General features: G+C 41.2%; 22 protein-coding genes. 18 read left to right on the forward strand and 4 right to left on the reverse strand.

All coding sequences use genetic code 11. The annotated features are described in order from the left end of the window. The first annotated feature begins 65 nt into the window (after window positions 1-65). From I6N90_RS17740 to I6N90_RS17760, 6 genes are all read left to right on the forward strand, one after another. A complete protein-coding gene (locus I6N90_RS17740; RefSeq protein WP_197936949.1) occupies window positions 66-323 on the forward strand; it encodes a hypothetical protein in 258 nt (85 codons plus the stop codon). A 494-nt stretch (window positions 324-817) separates the two neighbouring features. Beyond that, entirely contained in the window at window positions 818-952 is a 135-nt protein-coding gene (locus I6N90_RS25135) for a hypothetical protein (protein ID WP_269669522.1), read from the forward strand. 42 nt (window positions 953-994) lie between these two features. Beyond that, the gene (locus tag I6N90_RS24875; RefSeq protein ID WP_332262475.1) at window positions 995-1,324 is read left to right on the forward strand and encodes a GNAT family N-acetyltransferase; all 330 of its coding nucleotides are present in this window, start codon (window positions 995-997) and stop codon (window positions 1,322-1,324) included. Between the two features lie 63 nt (window positions 1,325-1,387). Beyond that, window positions 1,388-1,879 (forward strand): hypothetical protein, encoded by a 492-nt coding sequence (locus I6N90_RS17750; protein WP_197936950.1) that lies wholly within the window; start codon window positions 1,388-1,390, stop codon window positions 1,877-1,879. Window positions 1,880-1,994: 115 nt separating this feature from the next. Next, window positions 1,995-2,507 (forward strand): hypothetical protein, encoded by a 513-nt coding sequence (locus I6N90_RS17755; protein WP_197936951.1) that lies wholly within the window; start codon window positions 1,995-1,997, stop codon window positions 2,505-2,507. Between the two features lie 108 nt (window positions 2,508-2,615). Next, window positions 2,616-2,873, forward strand: a complete 258-nt coding sequence (locus tag I6N90_RS17760; RefSeq protein ID WP_197936952.1) for a DUF2164 domain-containing protein — start codon at window positions 2,616-2,618, stop codon at window positions 2,871-2,873. Window positions 2,874-3,085: 212 nt separating this feature from the next. On the opposite strand, the gene I6N90_RS17765 is transcribed toward I6N90_RS17760, so the two are convergent. Continuing rightward, complete coding sequence (locus I6N90_RS17765; RefSeq protein ID WP_197936953.1) at window positions 3,086-4,459, reverse strand: MFS transporter; 1,374 nt, start codon at window positions 4,457-4,459, stop codon at window positions 3,086-3,088. A gap of 190 nt (window positions 4,460-4,649) precedes the next feature. Beyond that, a complete protein-coding gene (locus I6N90_RS17770; RefSeq protein ID WP_197936954.1) occupies window positions 4,650-5,612 on the reverse strand; it encodes a DMT family transporter in 963 nt (320 codons plus the stop codon). 159 nt (window positions 5,613-5,771) lie between these two features. On the opposite strand from I6N90_RS17770, the gene I6N90_RS17775 reads away from it, so the two are divergent. From I6N90_RS17775 to I6N90_RS17805, 7 genes are all read left to right on the forward strand, one after another. Next, the gene (locus tag I6N90_RS17775) at window positions 5,772-6,638 is read left to right on the forward strand and encodes a LysR family transcriptional regulator (protein ID WP_197936955.1); all 867 of its coding nucleotides are present in this window, start codon (window positions 5,772-5,774) and stop codon (window positions 6,636-6,638) included. A 185-nt stretch (window positions 6,639-6,823) separates the two neighbouring features. Beyond that, on the forward strand, window positions 6,824-6,949 hold the full coding sequence (locus I6N90_RS17780; protein ID WP_197936956.1) for a paeninodin family lasso peptide: 126 nt from the start codon (window positions 6,824-6,826) through the stop codon (window positions 6,947-6,949). A gap of 90 nt (window positions 6,950-7,039) precedes the next feature. Beyond that, on the forward strand, window positions 7,040-8,026 hold the full coding sequence (locus tag I6N90_RS17785) for an aldolase (RefSeq protein WP_197936957.1): 987 nt from the start codon (window positions 7,040-7,042) through the stop codon (window positions 8,024-8,026). Beyond that, window positions 8,001-8,291: a lasso peptide biosynthesis PqqD family chaperone gene (locus I6N90_RS17790; protein WP_197936958.1), complete on the forward strand. Its 291-nt coding sequence runs from the start codon at window positions 8,001-8,003 to the stop codon at window positions 8,289-8,291. Before I6N90_RS17785 ends, I6N90_RS17790 begins: the two co-directional genes overlap by 26 nt. Before the next feature lie 42 nt (window positions 8,292-8,333). Next, a complete protein-coding gene (locus tag I6N90_RS17795; RefSeq protein ID WP_197936959.1) occupies window positions 8,334-10,133 on the forward strand; it encodes an ABC transporter ATP-binding protein in 1,800 nt (599 codons plus the stop codon). 70 nt (window positions 10,134-10,203) lie between these two features. Beyond that, on the forward strand, window positions 10,204-10,560 hold the full coding sequence (locus I6N90_RS17800) for a nucleotide excision repair endonuclease (protein ID WP_197936960.1): 357 nt from the start codon (window positions 10,204-10,206) through the stop codon (window positions 10,558-10,560). A 161-nt stretch (window positions 10,561-10,721) separates the two neighbouring features. Then, entirely contained in the window at window positions 10,722-11,903 is a 1,182-nt protein-coding gene (locus I6N90_RS17805; protein WP_197936961.1) for a VanZ family protein, read from the forward strand. A 137-nt stretch (window positions 11,904-12,040) separates the two neighbouring features. Here I6N90_RS17805 and I6N90_RS17810 read toward each other — a convergent pair whose 3' ends face one another. After that, complete coding sequence (locus I6N90_RS17810) at window positions 12,041-12,622, reverse strand: TetR/AcrR family transcriptional regulator (RefSeq protein ID WP_197936962.1); 582 nt, start codon at window positions 12,620-12,622, stop codon at window positions 12,041-12,043. A gap of 246 nt (window positions 12,623-12,868) precedes the next feature. On the opposite strand from I6N90_RS17810, the gene I6N90_RS17815 reads away from it, so the two are divergent. The 3 genes from I6N90_RS17815 to I6N90_RS17825 all read left to right on the forward strand — a co-directional run bounded on the left by I6N90_RS17815 (window position 12,869) and on the right by I6N90_RS17825 (window position 16,197). Further along, window positions 12,869-14,092: an MFS transporter gene (locus I6N90_RS17815; RefSeq protein ID WP_197936963.1), complete on the forward strand. Its 1,224-nt coding sequence runs from the start codon at window positions 12,869-12,871 to the stop codon at window positions 14,090-14,092. A 40-nt stretch (window positions 14,093-14,132) separates the two neighbouring features. Beyond that, complete coding sequence (locus I6N90_RS17820) at window positions 14,133-15,194, forward strand: LLM class flavin-dependent oxidoreductase (protein ID WP_197936964.1); 1,062 nt, start codon at window positions 14,133-14,135, stop codon at window positions 15,192-15,194. 64 nt (window positions 15,195-15,258) lie between these two features. Continuing rightward, on the forward strand, window positions 15,259-16,197 hold the full coding sequence (locus tag I6N90_RS17825) for an alpha/beta hydrolase (RefSeq protein ID WP_197936965.1): 939 nt from the start codon (window positions 15,259-15,261) through the stop codon (window positions 16,195-16,197). A gap of 121 nt (window positions 16,198-16,318) precedes the next feature. Here the strand turns inward: I6N90_RS17825 and I6N90_RS17830 are convergent, their stop codons facing one another. Further along, window positions 16,319-17,038: an alpha/beta fold hydrolase gene (locus I6N90_RS17830; RefSeq protein WP_197936966.1), complete on the reverse strand. Its 720-nt coding sequence runs from the start codon at window positions 17,036-17,038 to the stop codon at window positions 16,319-16,321. A 120-nt stretch (window positions 17,039-17,158) separates the two neighbouring features. Between I6N90_RS17830 and I6N90_RS17835 the strand changes: the two genes are divergently transcribed. Next, window positions 17,159-18,109, forward strand: a complete 951-nt coding sequence (locus tag I6N90_RS17835) for a helix-turn-helix transcriptional regulator (protein WP_197936967.1) — start codon at window positions 17,159-17,161, stop codon at window positions 18,107-18,109. 80 nt (window positions 18,110-18,189) lie between these two features. Continuing rightward, the gene (locus tag I6N90_RS17840; protein ID WP_197936968.1) at window positions 18,190-18,351 is read left to right on the forward strand and encodes a hypothetical protein; all 162 of its coding nucleotides are present in this window, start codon (window positions 18,190-18,192) and stop codon (window positions 18,349-18,351) included. Window positions 18,352-18,359 lie beyond the last annotated feature (8 nt).

An 18,359-nucleotide genomic window follows, 5' to 3' on the forward strand; every position in this document is an offset into this window, starting at 1 on the left:
GGGTTCGAAGTTGTTTTAGTGTTTGTGAATACAAATAAGTTTATTTATTTTGGTAGGTGATAGTAATGAAATATGAAAGTGAATTAGAAACGATTTCGAAGTATATTAACGAATGGGACCCGATAGGTTTATTAGCAGGTGGGGCCCCGCCAAATGAATATAGTATAGAAATAAGAGAACTTGCGGCTATGAATATTAGCTTACTAGATGAGGTTGAATTGGCAAAACTAATTCAGGATGTGTTTCTGGATTTCATGGGGATAAAACTCAGAACTTTGAATTGTTTAGATTGCGCAATGAAAATTAAGGGGAGTTTAAAATAGTAATTACTAAGGAGACTATTTTTGAGAAAAAGAATGAGAAAAAAGACACATAAAAAATTTCTCGAAGAAATTTTATACGAAGTGAGTGTTTCTTCGACTTGGAGAAAGAAGATATTTGATTCGAAAGATAGAGTAATGATTAACGTAAATAATGCCAATTACTTTTCAAAATCGTTAGCAAGTGCAATTCGTCAGACTCTTACTTAGAAAACCGCAAGGAGTGAAGATATGCCGTATCACCAATTCATAATTGAAAAGTATGTTCCTGAAAATCTATCATGAGATAATAATAGAGTTTCCGCAGGCAGTAATGGATGATGATCTTATTCATTATTTCACAAGGGTGAATATGAAAACCTCTGTTCAATCGTGATGAACTCATTAGGACGCTAGATAGTTTGATAGCATTAATAGATAAAGTTTTAGAGAAAGATCAGGGTGTTATTCATTTTGTGATTTGATTAATAAATATAAAGATAGGAGCCTGAAATCAAATGAACATTAGACCAGCAATTGTTGAAGATATGGAAGGTATTGCAAAGGTTCATTTGGAGAGCTGGCGGACGACGTATGCGGGTATTATTTCTGATCAGTTTTTAGCTAGTTTGACGCTAGAGGGGCGAATGTAGCTTTGGGAGAGACGATTTATTAGCCCGAATAAAGATGAATTTATATTTGTGTTAGTGGATGAGGATGAACATATTGTTGGATTCATTAATGGTGGAATAAGTCGAGAGGCAGAATTAGAGTATGATGCGGAAGTATATGCGCTCTATTTATTGAAAGAGGCTCAAGGGAATGGATATGGGAGATTGCTGTTTAATGCGTTAGCTGAGGCATTGCGAGCTGAAAATTACAACTCTATTATGACTTGGGTATTGGAAGATAATCCATCACTAGGTTTCTATAAGCGGATTGGTGCTAAGGAAATTATGAGTAAGTCTATTCAAATCGGCAGCAAGGATTTAGTTGAAATAGCAGTTGGATGGAAGCAACTTTAAGGACGGTTATTCAGTTTATATAGGAAAGAAGGTGAAAGCAGAGAAGAAGAGGAGGCGAGATCGTTGAGTAAATTTTTTATGAGGATGATTGTTACTTTAGTTATTTCACTTGGTTTATTAACTAGTTGCAGTGAATCTATCCCACAACCCAGAGAAAATATGTTTGAGGTTGGAATCGAAGAACTAGTAGATGTTCATGTGGATCGACCGTTTAAAGTACATGGGTATCTAATGAATCATGCCAAAAACAAGTGGGCTATAACTCATGGAGTGGATATGTTCACTTATCAGATTGTTGATGAAAAAGGAGATAGCGTACCCCATAGTGGCGATTTTCTTTTTAGAAACGATACTGGAATGATCACAGAAATTAAGCCTAATCAAGTTTACACACATAATGGGGAAGAACAACGAAGTAAAGAGTATTATGAATTCACTATTCATAAAGCAGGAAAGTATAAGGTTAAGGCGATAGTTAAATTTAGAATTACGTATGAAAAGATAGAGTATGATTTTCAAAAGACATCAGATTTTTATGAGTTTATTGTGAAGTAAGGGTAGTGAAGTGAATTTATCAATATTTAAAGAGTTAAATGCGACAGTATTGGTGTGTATGTTCATGTGTTAACACGCGGGAAAGTATATGAAATAATTGTAGTAGGAGGATGTAATGGATAGTTCTATACTAAAGGATTGGATACAGAAACATGATATACATAGAAGAACGATAGAAGCGTTTTGGTTAAACTTTAATAGTTATAGAGAAGAATATCCGGAGGAGTTTGAAGATGTATTTTTTCAATATTCAAGTGATAAGCTCAAGATATTTGTCGAAAATATCTCTTTGAATTTAAAGGATTTCGCGTATTTGGGTCCCGAAAATGGTGTGATGGAGTACATAGAGGCTAAAGTAAGAATAGAATATCGATCAGTAGAAGTAGCCTATTATCGATTAATCTTTTCACATGATGGTGAGGTTGAGGACGATTATTTTTTTACGGATTGGAAAGGCGAAAGGCCTTATTTACTAATGAGCGCATTGGATGATTTAGTTAAGGAAATGGATAAAAAGGCACGCACTGGGGAAATTACTCCTGAGGAATCAGAGAGACTAAAGGGAATCCTTAGCGACAAGAAAAGACAGACGAAGGAAAGTTATTTCGAACAATTTTCAATAAGTTAGTTCCTTAAGATAATCTGTTTCATTGTTTTGGAAGTCGTGTTGTTTTGGTGTATATATCGAGTATAGCGTAGATTATTCATTTCATGATACTTAGGAGAGTCAAATGTGATGATAACCATTAAACTACCCAAAGAAGAAAAGGAAGTACTCATCAGCAATGTAAAAACCTACTTTGAGTTAGAAAGATCGGAGACGATCGGCGATTTAGGTGCGGAGCAGATGATCGACTTTATGATAAAAGAGCTTGGACCATACATATATAACAAAGGAATAGCAGATGCACGTACGCTAATGAATGAAAAGATGGCTCAAATAGAAGATGAACTGTATACGCTAGAACAACCTACTCATAATCGGCAGAGATGAATTTGTTTGAAAGGCACAAATTCTTCTCAATTATAGCTGTAAGGGTGGAAATTACTCTTGCAGTGTGCAGATGAGCGACTGTGACATCTGCAACCCGAAAAAGTCGGGTTAGCCGCTGTCCGTCGCGCGAAAAGGCCCTGCTAACCCGAAAAAATCGGGTTAGCCGCCGCCCGCCATGCCGCCTACCGAGTTATTGGCTCGATGCCGCCCTCTTACTTCCCTGCCAAAACACCTCTAGAAAGTTTAACCGCAGCTACAATACCTACAATAACTAGCAACAACTGCATTGCTAGAGAGACAGTAATGCCTAACTCCGTCGAGAAACCCGTTGTTTCGGTTATCGTAATAAGTGCTCCTGCTACGCCGATGCTAATTGCTGGTGTGAATGTATCTGCGACTGCTAGATCGGCAGACACTTTGCCCTCTTCGCCTGACTTCGAGTAGGAGAAGGCGATTGCCGCACTTGTTGGATGGGCTAGTCCAATGCCGAAGCCGACAATGATTTGGCTCGCGATAGCAACGACTAACGCTGTCCCACTATCTTGGATGAAAGCAAGCGGTGCTGCAGCGCTGACACCAATGATCATAAAGGATAAGCCGACTAATATACGACGTTTCCGACCAGCGCCGTTATCCCGTTTGTCACGCTGTGCTTGCAGATTCGCTGCGATAGACCAGCTAATAGCTGCCGAAGCAACGGCGAGTCCAGCCGTATCCGCTGTAAAACCTAATACCGATGTAAGAGCAAGTACAAGATATGTTTGTGTCCCCGAATATGCCGCAACGAACAATCCACGTGATGCAACAATAGCAGGTATTCCCGACCGAGCAGTAAAGGTTCCTTCAGGAATGAGTTGGCGTAGTGGAATGACCAAAGTTATGAGACCTACAACTGCTAACAGAATGCCATAGAGATGCGGCATCATGCCAAGTCCAGTAATCATGATTCCCGTACCAACGGCTAATAACACCGGTGGAACGACACGTAGTTTTTGAGCCGATTTTAATGCTGTGTTCATCCCTCGGAAGGATGGAGTCGTTAGCAGTGCGGATATGAAAACGAACGGCAATATGAGCCAAAATACGTAACGCCAATCCAATTGCTCTGTAATAACGCCAGCGACATAAGGGCCGATTAAACCAGGCAAGATGTACGCACTAGAAAATACGGCTAAAATTTGTGGACGAAGGGAATCGCTATATCGCAGCGTAATAGCTGTATACACACAATTGACCAAGGCGCCTGCACCGTAACCTTGCAGAAAACGGCTAATAATAAACACGATCATATTGGGGGATAGCGCTGCAAGAACAATCCCTATACCAAAGATAATTAAAGAAAATACAAAAGGTTTGGCTGCGCCGCTGCGATCAACCAGCTGTCCAGTAATGACCGTACCGATCAACTGTGCCAACAAATACGTACTAAATACCCATCCATACAGACTCTCGCCATTCAATTCCTTAGCAAGAGCAGGGGCTATCGTTGTAACAGCAAGTCCTTCAAATGCGGCTGCTGTCACGACAAGAATAATACCAATCGTTAATGCTCGATAGTTGGGACCCCAGATGCTTTCCCTTTTCATGTTGCTCTTCTCCTTTAAACTAGTTGCTGAAATCGTGATGATTAAGAGCTTGCACTGCTCTACTTACTTCGATGATTATAACGCTAAAATAACAATTGAGGTAGCGATTTGAAGTAAACTTCAAGTAATCGCAATAGGGCTGTCTCAGCTGAGTTTATAATAAACCCATTGAGACAGCCCCTTTTGTGACCTATGTTTGATTAAATTGAGGTTTACCAACAACTGACGTTTTTCCAATTGAGCCCCGTTGATAGGCGTTGTTACGCAACAGTGCAAAGATAACAAGAAGTGTTCCAGCTAGCTCATAAACACTGATTTGGTACCCTTGGAAGGCCATAACGATAAATGTCGTAATAGGTACAAAGTTTATGAAGAGTATGCCGTTCAGTGGAGTTAACATTTTGATTCCTGCATTCCAGCATAACAAGGCAGCGAGGCCAGGCAACAATACCATAAAGGACATTTCATATTTAATCGAGAACACCGTTTCAAGTGAAGGGACAGGTACTAATCCTGTTATAGATAGCGTAGCAACGATAACAAATGATACGGCGCTTCCAAGCAAACAAGTTAATGTTGAATAGCGCAAGATCGACCATTCTTTAAATTGTGCACCGCCCATTGAGTAAACAACCCAACCTACGACACCTACGAATAACAAGAACAACGGGAATAGATGTTGACTTGCTGTTGTAAAGAATGAAAGGTTTCCGTTCGTAATAACAAGAAGTGCACCAAACAGTGCGATGACTATACTTGTAAGCATATATTTTTTTGGCATCGATTTTTTCGTAATCCACAAGATCATAATGGATATCATCGGCATCATCACTTCCATAATAGAAGCAGCGACTGTTCCAGGTGCGCCCATCATATCTTGCCCGAGGAAGATGCACATATTATAAACGGTGAAGGCCATCGTGCCAAAAAGCGTAAGCGCTATACCGCGTCCCTCAAGCTTAAACGCCGCTTTCCCTTCTTTTATAAGCAACATCACAACAAGAATAATGCCTACGAGAAAATAGCGGATAAAGGAGAAGTAAAACGGATCAATCTTCTGTAGAGCGATATGTGCAACTGGAAACATTGCACCCCATGACATACTTGCAATAAGACATAAAATTGAACCTAATAATAGTTGCTTCTTAGCCATGATGACTCTCCTTACACTGGAATCTGCCGTTTAAATGATCTTCATTTATAGTAAGGTGTTATTTTCGCGCAGTAAAATGATTGAAAATAGAGTTTATCATCATTTAAAATGATACCTAAAGCAATCTGATTTCGTTCAGCAACTGGAGGAGAGTTGGCAGTGGAGTTAAACGATTTAAACATATTTAGAGCGGTAGCTCAGCATGGAAGTATTAGCAAGGCAGCTTCAGAGCTAAATTATGTACAATCGAATGTAACGGCAAGAATTAAGCTGCTGGAGAAAGAGCTTGAGACGGAGTTGTTTGTTAGACATAAGCGCGGCATGATTTTGAACTCGGAAGGTAAACGTTTTTTGGAATATTCGGGGGAAATTTTATCGAAGGTAAAAGAAATGAAGCGTGCTTTTCAAGATAAGTCCAATCCTTCCGGTGTTCTCGATATCGGTATTGTGGAGACGGTTATTTCATTACCGGAGATTTTATCCGCTTATTATAATAAGTATCCGAATGTGGAGCTGTCTTTAAAGTCGGGTGTTACGGAATATTTACTGAATGAAGTGATAGAAATGAGATTGGATGGGGCATTCGTAACTGGTCCTATCGTACATCCTTTAATTGAAGAGATTGAAGTTATTCAAGAGAAGCTGGTGCTCGTGTCAAAAACGAAGGAATTCAATCTGCGTGATCTCTCCACAAAACCGCTTCTTCTTTATAACAAAGGGTGTGGTTACCGCCAAAGGCTTGAAGGATTAATGAAGGCGGAAGGGATTATTCCTAAACAAGTGATGGAGTTCGGAACATTCGGAACGATCATCGGCAGTGTATCCGCTGGACTTGGTCTAACGATAATTCCCGAGTCTGCCGTGACGGATTGGGTCGCTAACGGTTCGATATACGCACATGATATTCCGAAGCCTTATCGAGAAATTTCGACGATATTCATTAGGAGGAAAGAGTCATATTTGACGAGCACGTTGCAATGTTTTATGGATGAAATAATTGCTCGAAGAGCTACTCCACTCATGTAGAGAAAGCCCAGAAAGTATTTCGCTATGGATATGTTTGTAAGATTAAAAAAACATTGACAATTCCTTAATATTTCCTTAAACTGTTCATGCGGATGTTCTTTATTAAGAACAGATACAAGAGCAGTTTTTTTGTTTCATTCTCTTGTTCCTTACGAAGACATTACGTCAAAGGGAGGTGTACTATTTTGAAAAAAGAATGGAAAGTACCTCAGTTAGAAGTGCTCAACATTAACATGACGATGAAATCAAAACCAGGTAGAAGCGGATCTGGTTCCGGTTCAGGATCAGGTAGCGGCGGATTTGGTAGTTAATCAGATGCATCATTGATTCCGTAAATGATTAGCCCTCATTCCAGTGCCGTTGGGATTAGGGCTTATTACTTTTAATGAAGGGAAGCGGCTATGATCAGTACGGAACAAAAATACTTGTACACGGCTTTCGGATTGCGAATATTGAGCGATATCCCACTGCCTGGTTCAGCGGTAATTGCATGGCAGGACCCATCTGTCGATGTAAGAGTAGAGATGGGTGATTTATTAGCTTTGTGGTCCCAGTTATCTACAGAGGATGATATTTTTGTCGTGAGAGATAACTTTGTTATGTTTCAAATAACGAACGTTGCCATTTATCTCGTCAAAGACGGAAATACAATTATTGTTTCACCAATTGGGGAACAAAGTGCGGAGAAGTTAAGGCTATATCTAGATGGATACGGCATGTCTACTCTCTTATTGCAACGAAAGTCGCTGCCTCTACATGGAAGTGCTATCGTCATTGACGGACGGGCGTATGCGATTGTTGGGCAATCTGGAGCTGGTAAATCAACGCTAACGAAAGCGTTTTTGGATAGAGGATATTCTTTCTTGAGTGATGATATTATTCCGGTTTCTTTCTCCGAGGATGGCAAACAAGTTATGGTTGAGCCAGCTATTCCAGAGCAGAAGTTGTGGCAGGAATGTCTGGATGAATTCGGTATGGACAGAAGCAACTATCACACGATTTATGAAAGAGTTGCGCGCGTTGATGATCAAGTCGAGACAAAAACAAAGTTTGCTATCCCCGTTACACGCTTCTTTGATCGTCCATTGCCGCTTGCAGGTATATTCGAGCTCGTTAAGTCAGAGGCAGTAGACGAAGTAGCGGTCGATTCGATCGAAAAGGCAGATAAGTTTCGTGCCATTATGCAGCATACATTTAACCGCGCCCTCATCCCTCCCATGGGACTTATGGCGTGGAGTTTCACTTTGACAACGAACCTAACGAAACAAATTCCGATATATACACTTACTCGTCCCACAACCCGTTTCACTGCTTCAGAACTGGTTTCACTAATGATTGATACGATTGAAAAGGAGTATGGATATGGTCAAAACCATCACACTGGATAGCAAAGTTAAACAAACGGCTGGACACATCGTATCTGATATAGACGGTGAGAAGGTCGTTTTACATATTGTGAGTTGTAAATATTATAATCTCGGAGATATCGGGGGCGACATTTGGTCCCTTGTCGAAGAGGCATCATCGATAAATCAAATTGTACAATCCTTGCTGGAACAATATAACGTTGAGCAGTCGGAATGTGAGAGAACCGTTCTTTCATTTGTTGAGCATCTTCATACGGAAGGGCTTGTCGAAATCGCAGATGAATGACTGTAAGCGGAAGTTAGTGCCACAGAATAAGGAGGCGTAAGTATGAAGCCGATCTTCTATTTTTTAAAAAGGATTCATCGCTACGCAGGGAATGTTCTTATTTTGAACTTTATAGGCATGTTACTCGTAGGTTTGCTGCAATCAGTCGGTATTCTTCTTATTATCCCATTGCTGAGTATTGTCGGTTTAGTCGAAATGGACGCAAGTGGGATAGCTTATTTGTCATCGTTTATGGTATGGTTCGATGGAATTCCGATTACGCGAAGTTTAGCAGTCATATTAGCCATTTATGTTTGTATTATAATTGGGCAGAGCTGGTTCAATCGGCATCAGACGATATTAAATAAAAAGATTCAACAAGGTTTTCTGCGCCAGCTTCGAGAAGATACCTACAGGAATGTATTGAAAGCAAACTGGGAATTTTTCCTCCGCACTCGCAAATCGGATATCGTGAAGATGATGACAACGGAAATAGGACATGTGAAAAAAGGGATGAACTTATCTCTTCAGTTTGTATCTGCGCTTATTTTAGCTGCTGTAAAGATAGTCCTCGCCTTCGTGTTAGCCCCGAAAATAACGACTGCTGTTCTTCTAATCGGGGGTTTACTGCTCCTGTGCTCGCGATATTTTTTGAAAAAATCAAAACAATTTGGACAAGATAATATAGCGCTTTCGAAAGTATATATGGCGGGTATAACAGATCATTTAAACGGGATTAAAGATATTAAGAGTAATACGCTTGAAGCATCACATATGGATTGGATGAGTTCACTTTGTGAGCAGGTTGAAAGTAATTCTGTAGCTTTTACGAAGTTAAAATCGAATTCACAATTTCTGTACAGTGTTGTATCGGCCATTATGTTAGCAGCATTTATCTTCGTTCTTGTTAGTATGTTTCATTCCCAGCCAGCTCAGCTTCTACTAATCGTCCTTATTTTCTCTAGGCTCTGGCCCGTTATTACTCGTATACAAACTAATCTTGAAATGCTCGCAACGATGGTTCCTTCCTTTGAAGCTTTGATCAAGTTGCAAGATGATTGTTTGCAGTCACAGGAACATAAAGATGATTCTTTTCAGGTTGTGGAAGGGATTAAGCTTAAGCAAGGATTGGAATGTGAAGGCGTCTACTTTAGCTATCATCAGAAGAAGGACCATTACGCGTTGAAAAATATAAATCTACATATCCCTGTTAATGATATGACAGCAATTGTCGGGTCATCTGGGGCCGGCAAAAGCACACTGGTTGACTTGCTGATGGGACTAAACAAACCAGATCAAGGCAAAGTGCTCATAGACGGTCAACCGCTAACGAATAAAAATGTACTGCCTCTTAGGCGTTCAATTAGTTATGTTTCGCAAGACCCTTTCCTATTTAATGCGACGATTAGAGAGAATCTGTTGCTCATGGACGCTAAAGCGACCGAAGAGCAAATGTGGAGCGCGCTAGAGATGGCTTCAGCATCCAACCTTGTTAAAGATCAAAAGGATGGACTCGACACGTTTATCGGTGATCGTGGCATTCGATTATCGGGTGGAGAGCGTCAACGACTCGTTCTTGCTAGAGCGATATTGCGGAAACCTTCCATTCTTATTCTCGACGAAGCGACAAGTGCGCTGGATACAGATACGGAGTCACAGGTGACAGAAGCGCTCGAAGGACTAAAAGGGAAAATGACGATTATCGTTATCGCACATCGCCTATCGACTATTCGTCATGCAGATCAAGTTATTGTGCTAGAAAAAGGAGAGATCGCAGAGAGGGGTGGCTTCCAAGAGCTTTCTCATCATAAGAAAAACTCGTTTGGCCTTCTACTAGGCGGTCAGTTAGAAGTTTCATCCTAAGTTTGGAATGGTGCTAAAGAGGAAATTATGATAGGATGTAGAGCTATACGAATAGAGGAAGTGAACATTCATGATACTGATCACGATACCCGCACCGGATGTAACGATAACGAAGCAAGAAAACCCGCAACTAAGCCATATTTATGGCTTTACAGACTTCCACCTCATTACGAGGGAGCACGGCGGATTTTTTATGTTTTACAATGATAAGGACGAACTTTTGTTTGTCGGCAAAGCAAGAAAGCTAAGACCTCGTATTAAGAAACACTTTGAAGATTCGGTATCTGTCATGAAAAACCACCGTGAAGAAGTGACGAAGATCGAAGTTTATGTCAATGAAAACGCCGTAGATCGCGAGATTTATGAGACGTATTTGATTAACAAATTTAGAGCTAAGTATAACGTAGAAAAAGTATTGTACAAATAAATGATAGCATAGCCAATTAAAGCAATGAGTGGAGTCGCATTTGTGACTTTGCTTGTTGCTTTTTTTGTTGTTCTTTATTGCTTCGAGGGCCATAAATCGTTGTGAAACGTACATGTTATGAGTTAGATCAGGGAATGATTGGGGAATAAGGGGGCAACGAGATGATGACATACGTTTTTCCAATTAAGATAGCCGTTTTCGTATTTTTAGCTGCAAGTTTTATGTTGGTTGTGCCGTGGCTCTTTTATAGCTATCGAAAATATGGTTTCTTTAGTGTGTGGCATTCCATCGTATCGTTTTCGTTTATTTTTTATATGTTGTCGGCACTGTTTTTAGTGCTGTTGCCACTTCCGACAACTCGTGATACATGTTCCTTTCAATCAGCGGATACGATTTATTATTCACTCGTACCATTTACATTTGTATCGGATATTTTAAGAAAAAGCACAGTGGTATGGTCGCAGCCTGGGACGTATGTTTCAATATTTAAACAGATTGCATTTTGGCAAGTCGCTTTTAACTTCTTGCTGCTTTTACCTTTAGGTGTTTACATTAGATACTTTTTTCGGGACAAAAGGTACTGGAAACATGCGCTTGGCGTTGGTTTCGGGTTATCGCTGTTTTACGAAGTAACACAAGTTACAGGTATTTATGGTCTTTATAATTGCCCTTATCGTTTATTCGATGTGGATGACTTGATAATAAACAGTGCTGGTGCATTAGTCGGCTTTGCTGTTGCACCTATCTTGCTTGCGCTTTTCCCTTCCAATGAAAACATAAAAGCTAAACGAACGCACATGATTCAAAAAGATATTGTATCTCCGATCGCACAACTGTTAGCAATATGGATCGATATCATTATTGTGAACGTGAGCTATGCGCTTATTTTCGGGTTGTTTACGACAAACAAAATATATGAATATGTGTTTTATTCACTCTGTTATTTCATTGTCTTTTTTGTTATTCCGCTGATTCGGGATGGTAAGACGATTGGAACAGGCTTTATGCGATATAGGCTTGTGAGTAGCGGGTCGAATAAACCATTTTGGAAACAGATGTGGATGAGATTTATTGCCTTGTATCTCACATGGTTGACATTGTCGTTACTCGGAGAGTTCAATCAAGTGGACATTCCGATGAGCTCATCCTTCTACATTGCTCATGTGTGGGTGAACTTAGCTATGGTTTTGTTGAGAGTCGTTATTTGGATCACGTTATTAGTACATGTATCGTTAGTTATTTTCAAAAAAGACAGAAGACTGTTTTATTTCGACTCGGTTGCTGATTTGAATCCTACGAGGAAGTCGGATCAGTCCATCGCCAAGGATGATAATCAAAGCTAAATGAGTGAAGGGCTGTCGCCAGACTGAATTCCACCCCAAAGGTTAGGCACTACTAACAATCCGGGTTGCAATTGACGTGAAACGACAGCCCTTCTTTACTCTCAACATTACTCTCATATTGCCAAAGGAATAAACAATTATTTTAACAAAGAAAGTGTGACGGCTAACGTATTATCAACAAATGATCGCTCTGGACGAGATTTCAACATGACAGTTAGTCCGATCAAAGACACGATGAGTGCCTGTGATAACGCCTTCGGGTTTATATCACTACTCAGCTCACCTGACTGTATACCTCGTTCAATCGCTTCTTGAAAAATAACCGATAAGTACATTTGATGTTCCCGTGTAAGAATTTCAAATTTCTCATCATGTGGTGCAAGTTCGACCATCGTATTGATGCAAAAACAACCTCTGCTAATGCTTCCTATAGATTCCTCGGCAACGACACCTTCAAAAAAATCGCGAAATGCTTCTTTTACAGATGGATTGTTTTGAAGCCTAGTGCGGACAAGTGAAGCACGAGACATCGTATATTTGCGCAGCGCAGCTTCGAATAGTTCCTTCTTATCGCCGAACGTGGCGTATATGCTAGGTTTTTGAATGCCCATTTTTGAAGTCAAATCGCTTAACGAGGTAGCTTCATAACCTTTCTCCCAAAACAATTGCATAGCTGTATCTAATACTTTTTCTTCGTCAAATTCGCGATTTCGCCCCATTATTAAACCCTCACTTTATTTACCGAACAGTATGTTATTATTTTATATTTGGTCAATTATATTGTCAAATCAAACATGACGGATTCCAGGTTGAAAAAATTATTGAAGCTGAAATTTACTGCAATATATCTAATTTTAGTCATTGACATTGGCAGATTTTATGCGTTATAGTAACTGGGCAATATAACATACCGTTCGGTACAATAAATTATCGGTACTAAAAAGAACGGGGGAAAGGTGTGGATTATGGAGGAGGTTATAGAAAAAGGTACACGCAACGCCAATGTAGGGGTCACTTTATTGCCTCGTTACGTGACTTTATTGTTTGCTGTTGTTTGTGGCATGTCGGTGGCTAATATCTACTTTGCACAGCCGATATTAGATAATCTGTCGAGTGAGTTTGGTATTGATCATTCAACCATCGGCATCCTTATTACGATTACGCAGATTTTCTACGCAGTGGGACTATTGCTGCTCGTACCGCTTGGAGATTTGCTAAATCAGCGTCGATTAATTATCGGACAGATGTCGTTATCTGTAATAGCACTCATTATTGTTGGAACTGCGACTTCAAGCACTGTGCTCTTTGCAGGTATGGCGTTAGTTGGCTTGCTTGCCGTTGTAACACAGACTGTTGTTGCTTTTGCGGCAACGATGGCTGCATCTGACGAGCGTGGACGTATCGTTGGCACGATAACAAGCGGAATTGTAATTGGGATACTTCTTGCAAGATCTATTTCTGGCGTATTAACGGATTTTGCAGGTTGGCGTTCTGTGTATTTGGTCTCTGCTGCACTTCTGCTTCTTATGGTTTGGGCATTAGTTAAAGTGCTGCCGAATGTTGAGCGTGGGGTGACATCACTATCTTACTTTCAGTTGCTAAGGTCAGTCATGCAGTTGCTAGCACAAGAACGATTACTACGTATCCGTGCAGTTCTCGCAATGCTTATTTTTACTTCTTTCAGTATTTTGTGGACGCCTTTAGTACTGCCGCTAAGTAGCCCGCCGATTTCTCTATCTCATACCGCCATAGGTGCATTTGGTTTCGTGGGAGTTGTTGGAGCGTTAGCTGCAGCAAGGGCGGGTAAGTTAGCTGACAGAGGGTATGGACAGAAAACGACAGGTGTATCCTTGGTCCTTTTAGTACTCTCTTGGTGGCTAATCAGCTATACAGAACAGTCGTTATTCGCATTGGTCATCGGTATAATTCTGCTGGATCTAGCGGTTCAAGCTGTACATGTCATCAATCAAAGCATGATCTATACGCTCCGTGCTGATGCACGAAGTCGGATTGCTGCTGGATATATGGTTTTTTATTCGATAGGAAGTGCTATAGGATCCATCGCATCTACTCAAATCTATGCACAATATGGCTGGAATGGAGTCTGCTTACTCGGAGCCTCAGTTAGTACGTTAGCTCTTCTGTTTTGGGCATTGACCAGGCATGTTACGGTCATCCATTTAAAGTAAAGATACACAATATTAAGATTTTGAATAGGAGAGATTAGTCGTGGAAATAGGGATTACTTCGTTTGTTGATACAAAGCCGGATGTTCATACGGGTGAGGTGATTAGTCATGCCGAGCGATTGCGTGAAGTTGTCGAGGAAATTGTTCTTGCGGATCAGGTTGGACTTGATGTGTTTGGAGTAGGAGAGCATCATCGGGAAGATTATGCTGCTTCTTCTCCTGCAATGGTGTTGTCTGCGGCTGCATCACTGACTAAGCGGATACAACTAACGAGTGCGGTGACGGTACTTTCATCAGCTGACCCGGTACGTGTATTTCAAGATTTCGCTACACTTGATGGTCTTTCGAATGGGCGTGCGGAAATTATGGCAGGTCGGGGCTCGTTTGTTGAATCGTTCCCATTGTTTGGTTATGACTTGAATGATTATGATGAGTTGTTTGAAGAACATTTGGAATTGCTTTTAAAAATTCGTGGTTCTGAAAAAGTAACATGGAAGGGTGGGCATCGTCCAGCGATTAATAACTTGGGCGTGTATCCACGTCCCGTGAACGAGGCTTTACCCATATGGGTTGGTAGCGGGGGGAATCAAAATTCAGCAATCCGTGCCGGTTTGCTAGGACTGCCGCTCATGCTTGCGATCATTGGCGGAAGTCCAATGCAATTTGAACCTCTTGTACAGCTTTATAAGAAAGCGGCGGCACATGCTGGTCATGATGAATCGAAGCTAAAGGTTGGTTCGCATTCAATAGGATTTATTGGCGAGGATACAGAGCGGGCAGCGGATACCTTTTTCCCATCTACTCAGCAAGGTATGAATAAACTGGGCAAGGAGCGGGGGTGGGCACATTATGATCGTGCCAGCTTCGATGCAGCACGCAGCTTTGACGGAGCTCTGTATGTAGGTGACCCAGAAACGGTTGCCCAGAAGATTATTCATCTTCGCAAACATGTAGGGGTTACACGTTTTATGATGTATGTGCCGCTGAGCACAATGCCGCATGACCAAGTGATGAAAGCGATTGAGTTGTTAGGAACAAAGGTAGCTCCAATCGTTCGGGAGGAAGTAGCCAAGTGGGAAGCTGAGATGGAGCTTGGTACATAGATCGCTTTAACTTTTAGTGAAAAAAATAGGATCAACCATACATGCAATTATAGGAGGAATTTATATGAATTTTGAAAGTCGCGTATCACCGCAATTACGGTCAATTATAGAACAATTTCCTGGTTTTCAATTAGAGGATAATCTAGAAATGGGCAGGAGCATGTTGTCGAGTCCCCCAATTGAACAGTCCGAACACGTAAGTACGACAAGCCGAATGATTCAAGGTGCTGGGGGCGAAATGCTAATCAAATTATATGAACCGGCCTTGCGAACTAGCGATAAGCTTCCGGCCATGCTTTGGATCCATGGGGGAGGTTATGTAATGGGTCACCCTAATATGGATGACGCTTTATGCGAGCGCTTCGTGCAAGAGGCTAAATGTGTCGTTGTTTCTGTCGATTATCGATTGGCTCCCGAACATCCCTATCCTGCCGCAATCAACGACTGTTATGCCGCATTGACATGGATGGCAAACGAAGCGGATTCGCTCGGCATTGATGTGAATCGCCTCGCTATTGCTGGTGCAAGCGGTGGCGGCGGTTTGACTGCTGCGCTTGCCTTAATGGCTCGTGATAAGGGTGGACCAGCCCTCATCTTCCAAATGCCGCTGTATCCGATGATCGACAACCGTAATGATACAGCTTCAAGTCATGAGATTACTGCTGTTAATGCGACATGGAATCGGGCAAACAATGTGCATGCATGGGGTATGTACTTAGGCGAGCATTACGGTGATAACGAAGTATCGCCATATGCCGTTCCAGCGAAAGCGGAAAGTTTAGCGGGGCTACCTCCGACCTATACATGCATCGGTCAGCTAGATCTGTTTAGAGATGAGACGATTGACTACGTGACACGCCTTGCGCAAGCGGGCGTAGACGTTGAATTCCATCTTTATCCCGGCGGCTTCCACAGCTTTGAGATGATCGTTCCTCTAGCAGAAGTCAGTAAGCGTGCAAGTAAAAGCTATGTGGAGGCAATGGCGAGAGCGCTTAATCCTTAAACAGATAAAACAAGCTATCTTCAAAGGTTAGAAATGACCTGTGAGATAGCTTTTTTTGTATGATCAGCAACACTTATTTGATGAGATAACAGGAAATGCACACATTGCTGATTACTACTACTCAAAGCGAAACCAAAAATGTCTCTAGTTCGCGTCTTAGCCCGTTAGGATCGCTAAGCATCGGCAAATGTCCAGTCTTTAACTCCACCACTTTTTGAGGGCTCAAATTAGCGATCATTTTATTTTGTAAGGGCAGACCAAACTCTTGGTCTTTCGTCAGCTTAACATATAATTTCGGAACGGATGGTACTGCCGCATTTGTACGTTCAATATATACATGCTTGGACTCTGGAACGAAGCCATTAACGATCATCGTTGATTGTTCTGTAGACAGATCGTTGCATAAACCTGTGCGGATCGCAGACTCCGGCGGTTTCGTTCCCGCAAGACGTAAGATGACTGACATCAATAAATTTTTGGGGAAGGGAAGAGAGGACAAGAATGAACCACCTTTACTAGGGATTGCCGCGCCAACGGCTACGAATCCGACTATGCGTTCTCTTAACTCATCGGCAAGTCTAAGTGCAAGTGCACCGCTAAGAGAATGGGCCACAATTACAAACTTCTGTACGTTCCACTTTTCTATTTGATCCCTCATGTCTTTCGTATAATCATCCATCTTAAGCGCCGATCTATCCTTATCTAATCCTTTCCTGAGTGGCGAGTCCACAAGTAAAAACGGTGCCGTTAGCTCCTTCGTTACCCCATGCCAAATGCTGCTCTCTAGACCAGCCCCATGTAGAAATACAAATCCGATCTTCTCTTGTACTGTTTCGTTCATTATGATCATCCTTTTCACATTAGTTGATGTTCCTTATGTTAGAAGCATATCAGTTAAACAAGACAAATATTGTCTTATTTAGATGTTATAATAAACAAAAAGATGAGATGAGGGATGTTTGTGCAAAAGTCGCAGCGCCTTATTCAAATGATAATGATCATAAACGCCAGACGGTCCTTCACTGTTCAAGATTTAGCCGATGAGTTCGGACTTTCTACTCGTACAATAACGAGAGATTTGCAAGAGCTCAGTGAACTCGGCATACCGATATACTCGATTCAAGGAAGAGGCGGTGGGTATAAGCTGCTTCGGGAGCGGCTGTTGCCGCCAATCAGTTTTACGGAAGGGGAAGCAATTGCATTGTTTTTCGCCTGTCACTCATTGGGGTACTTTGGATCACTTCCATTCGGGGAAGACTCAGAGTCGGCGCTACATAAGTTCTATCACTATTTGCCGAGTGATGTTAAAGATAAAATTGACGAGATGAAGGAACGAGTCATGATTTGGAGTCCATATAGGCATATGTCGGCTGATGTTCTACAGACGTTGTTGCAAGCCATTATGGGTAAATCGGTAGTTACCATTACGTACAATACAGCGAGTGGCCTATCAACACGAGATGTACAGCCTATCGGACTTTATACTAGCTCAGGATTTTGGTATTGTCCTGCTTTCTGCATGCAGAAGCAAGAGATGAGACAATTTCGTACTGACCGAATCGTTGAAGTTCAAATAAATGAGTCGGTTCCTTACCGAGAAGATATAGCGAAGATGACGTTAGCAGATAAGCCTGATAAGGAACATTTGGAGCAAAATATTTTTTATGTGGAGTTAACGAAAAAGGGTGTCTGGCAACTGGAGTCGAATCCACGATTCGCCCCTTTTATTGCCCGTAAGGACGATGGAAGTGGAATAGCTGAGGTGACAATTGCGAAGGAAGATATTTCTTTTTATGTTGATCTAATTTGGCCGCTCGCGGGGGACGCAAAGGTAGTTGGACCAATAGAAGCGATAGCATATGTGAAGCGAAAGATTGCGGAGATGAAGTCTATATACGGTTTGAGTGATTAGTATCGAATATTGACGGATATTCATATAGGAAAATATTACATTCGTGTTAGACTATTAGTGAAGAGGACAGGAGGTTTTTTTTGAAAAAGAATGTCTTTGAAAAATTAATTATCGTTGTTATATGTATTAACATTATTAACGTACCCTACTCGTTAATCTTTTCAAAAGTGATTCCGTACTTCTCTATAGCTATATTGATTGTATTTGCACTATTGTTTCTTATCCAAAGAAAAAAAGTATAATGGCGTAC

Origin of the sequence: Paenibacillus sp. GSMTC-2017 (genome assembly GCF_016019935.1) — a bacterium.
In the GTDB taxonomy this organism is placed as follows: domain Bacteria; phylum Bacillota; class Bacilli; order Paenibacillales; family Paenibacillaceae; genus Pristimantibacillus.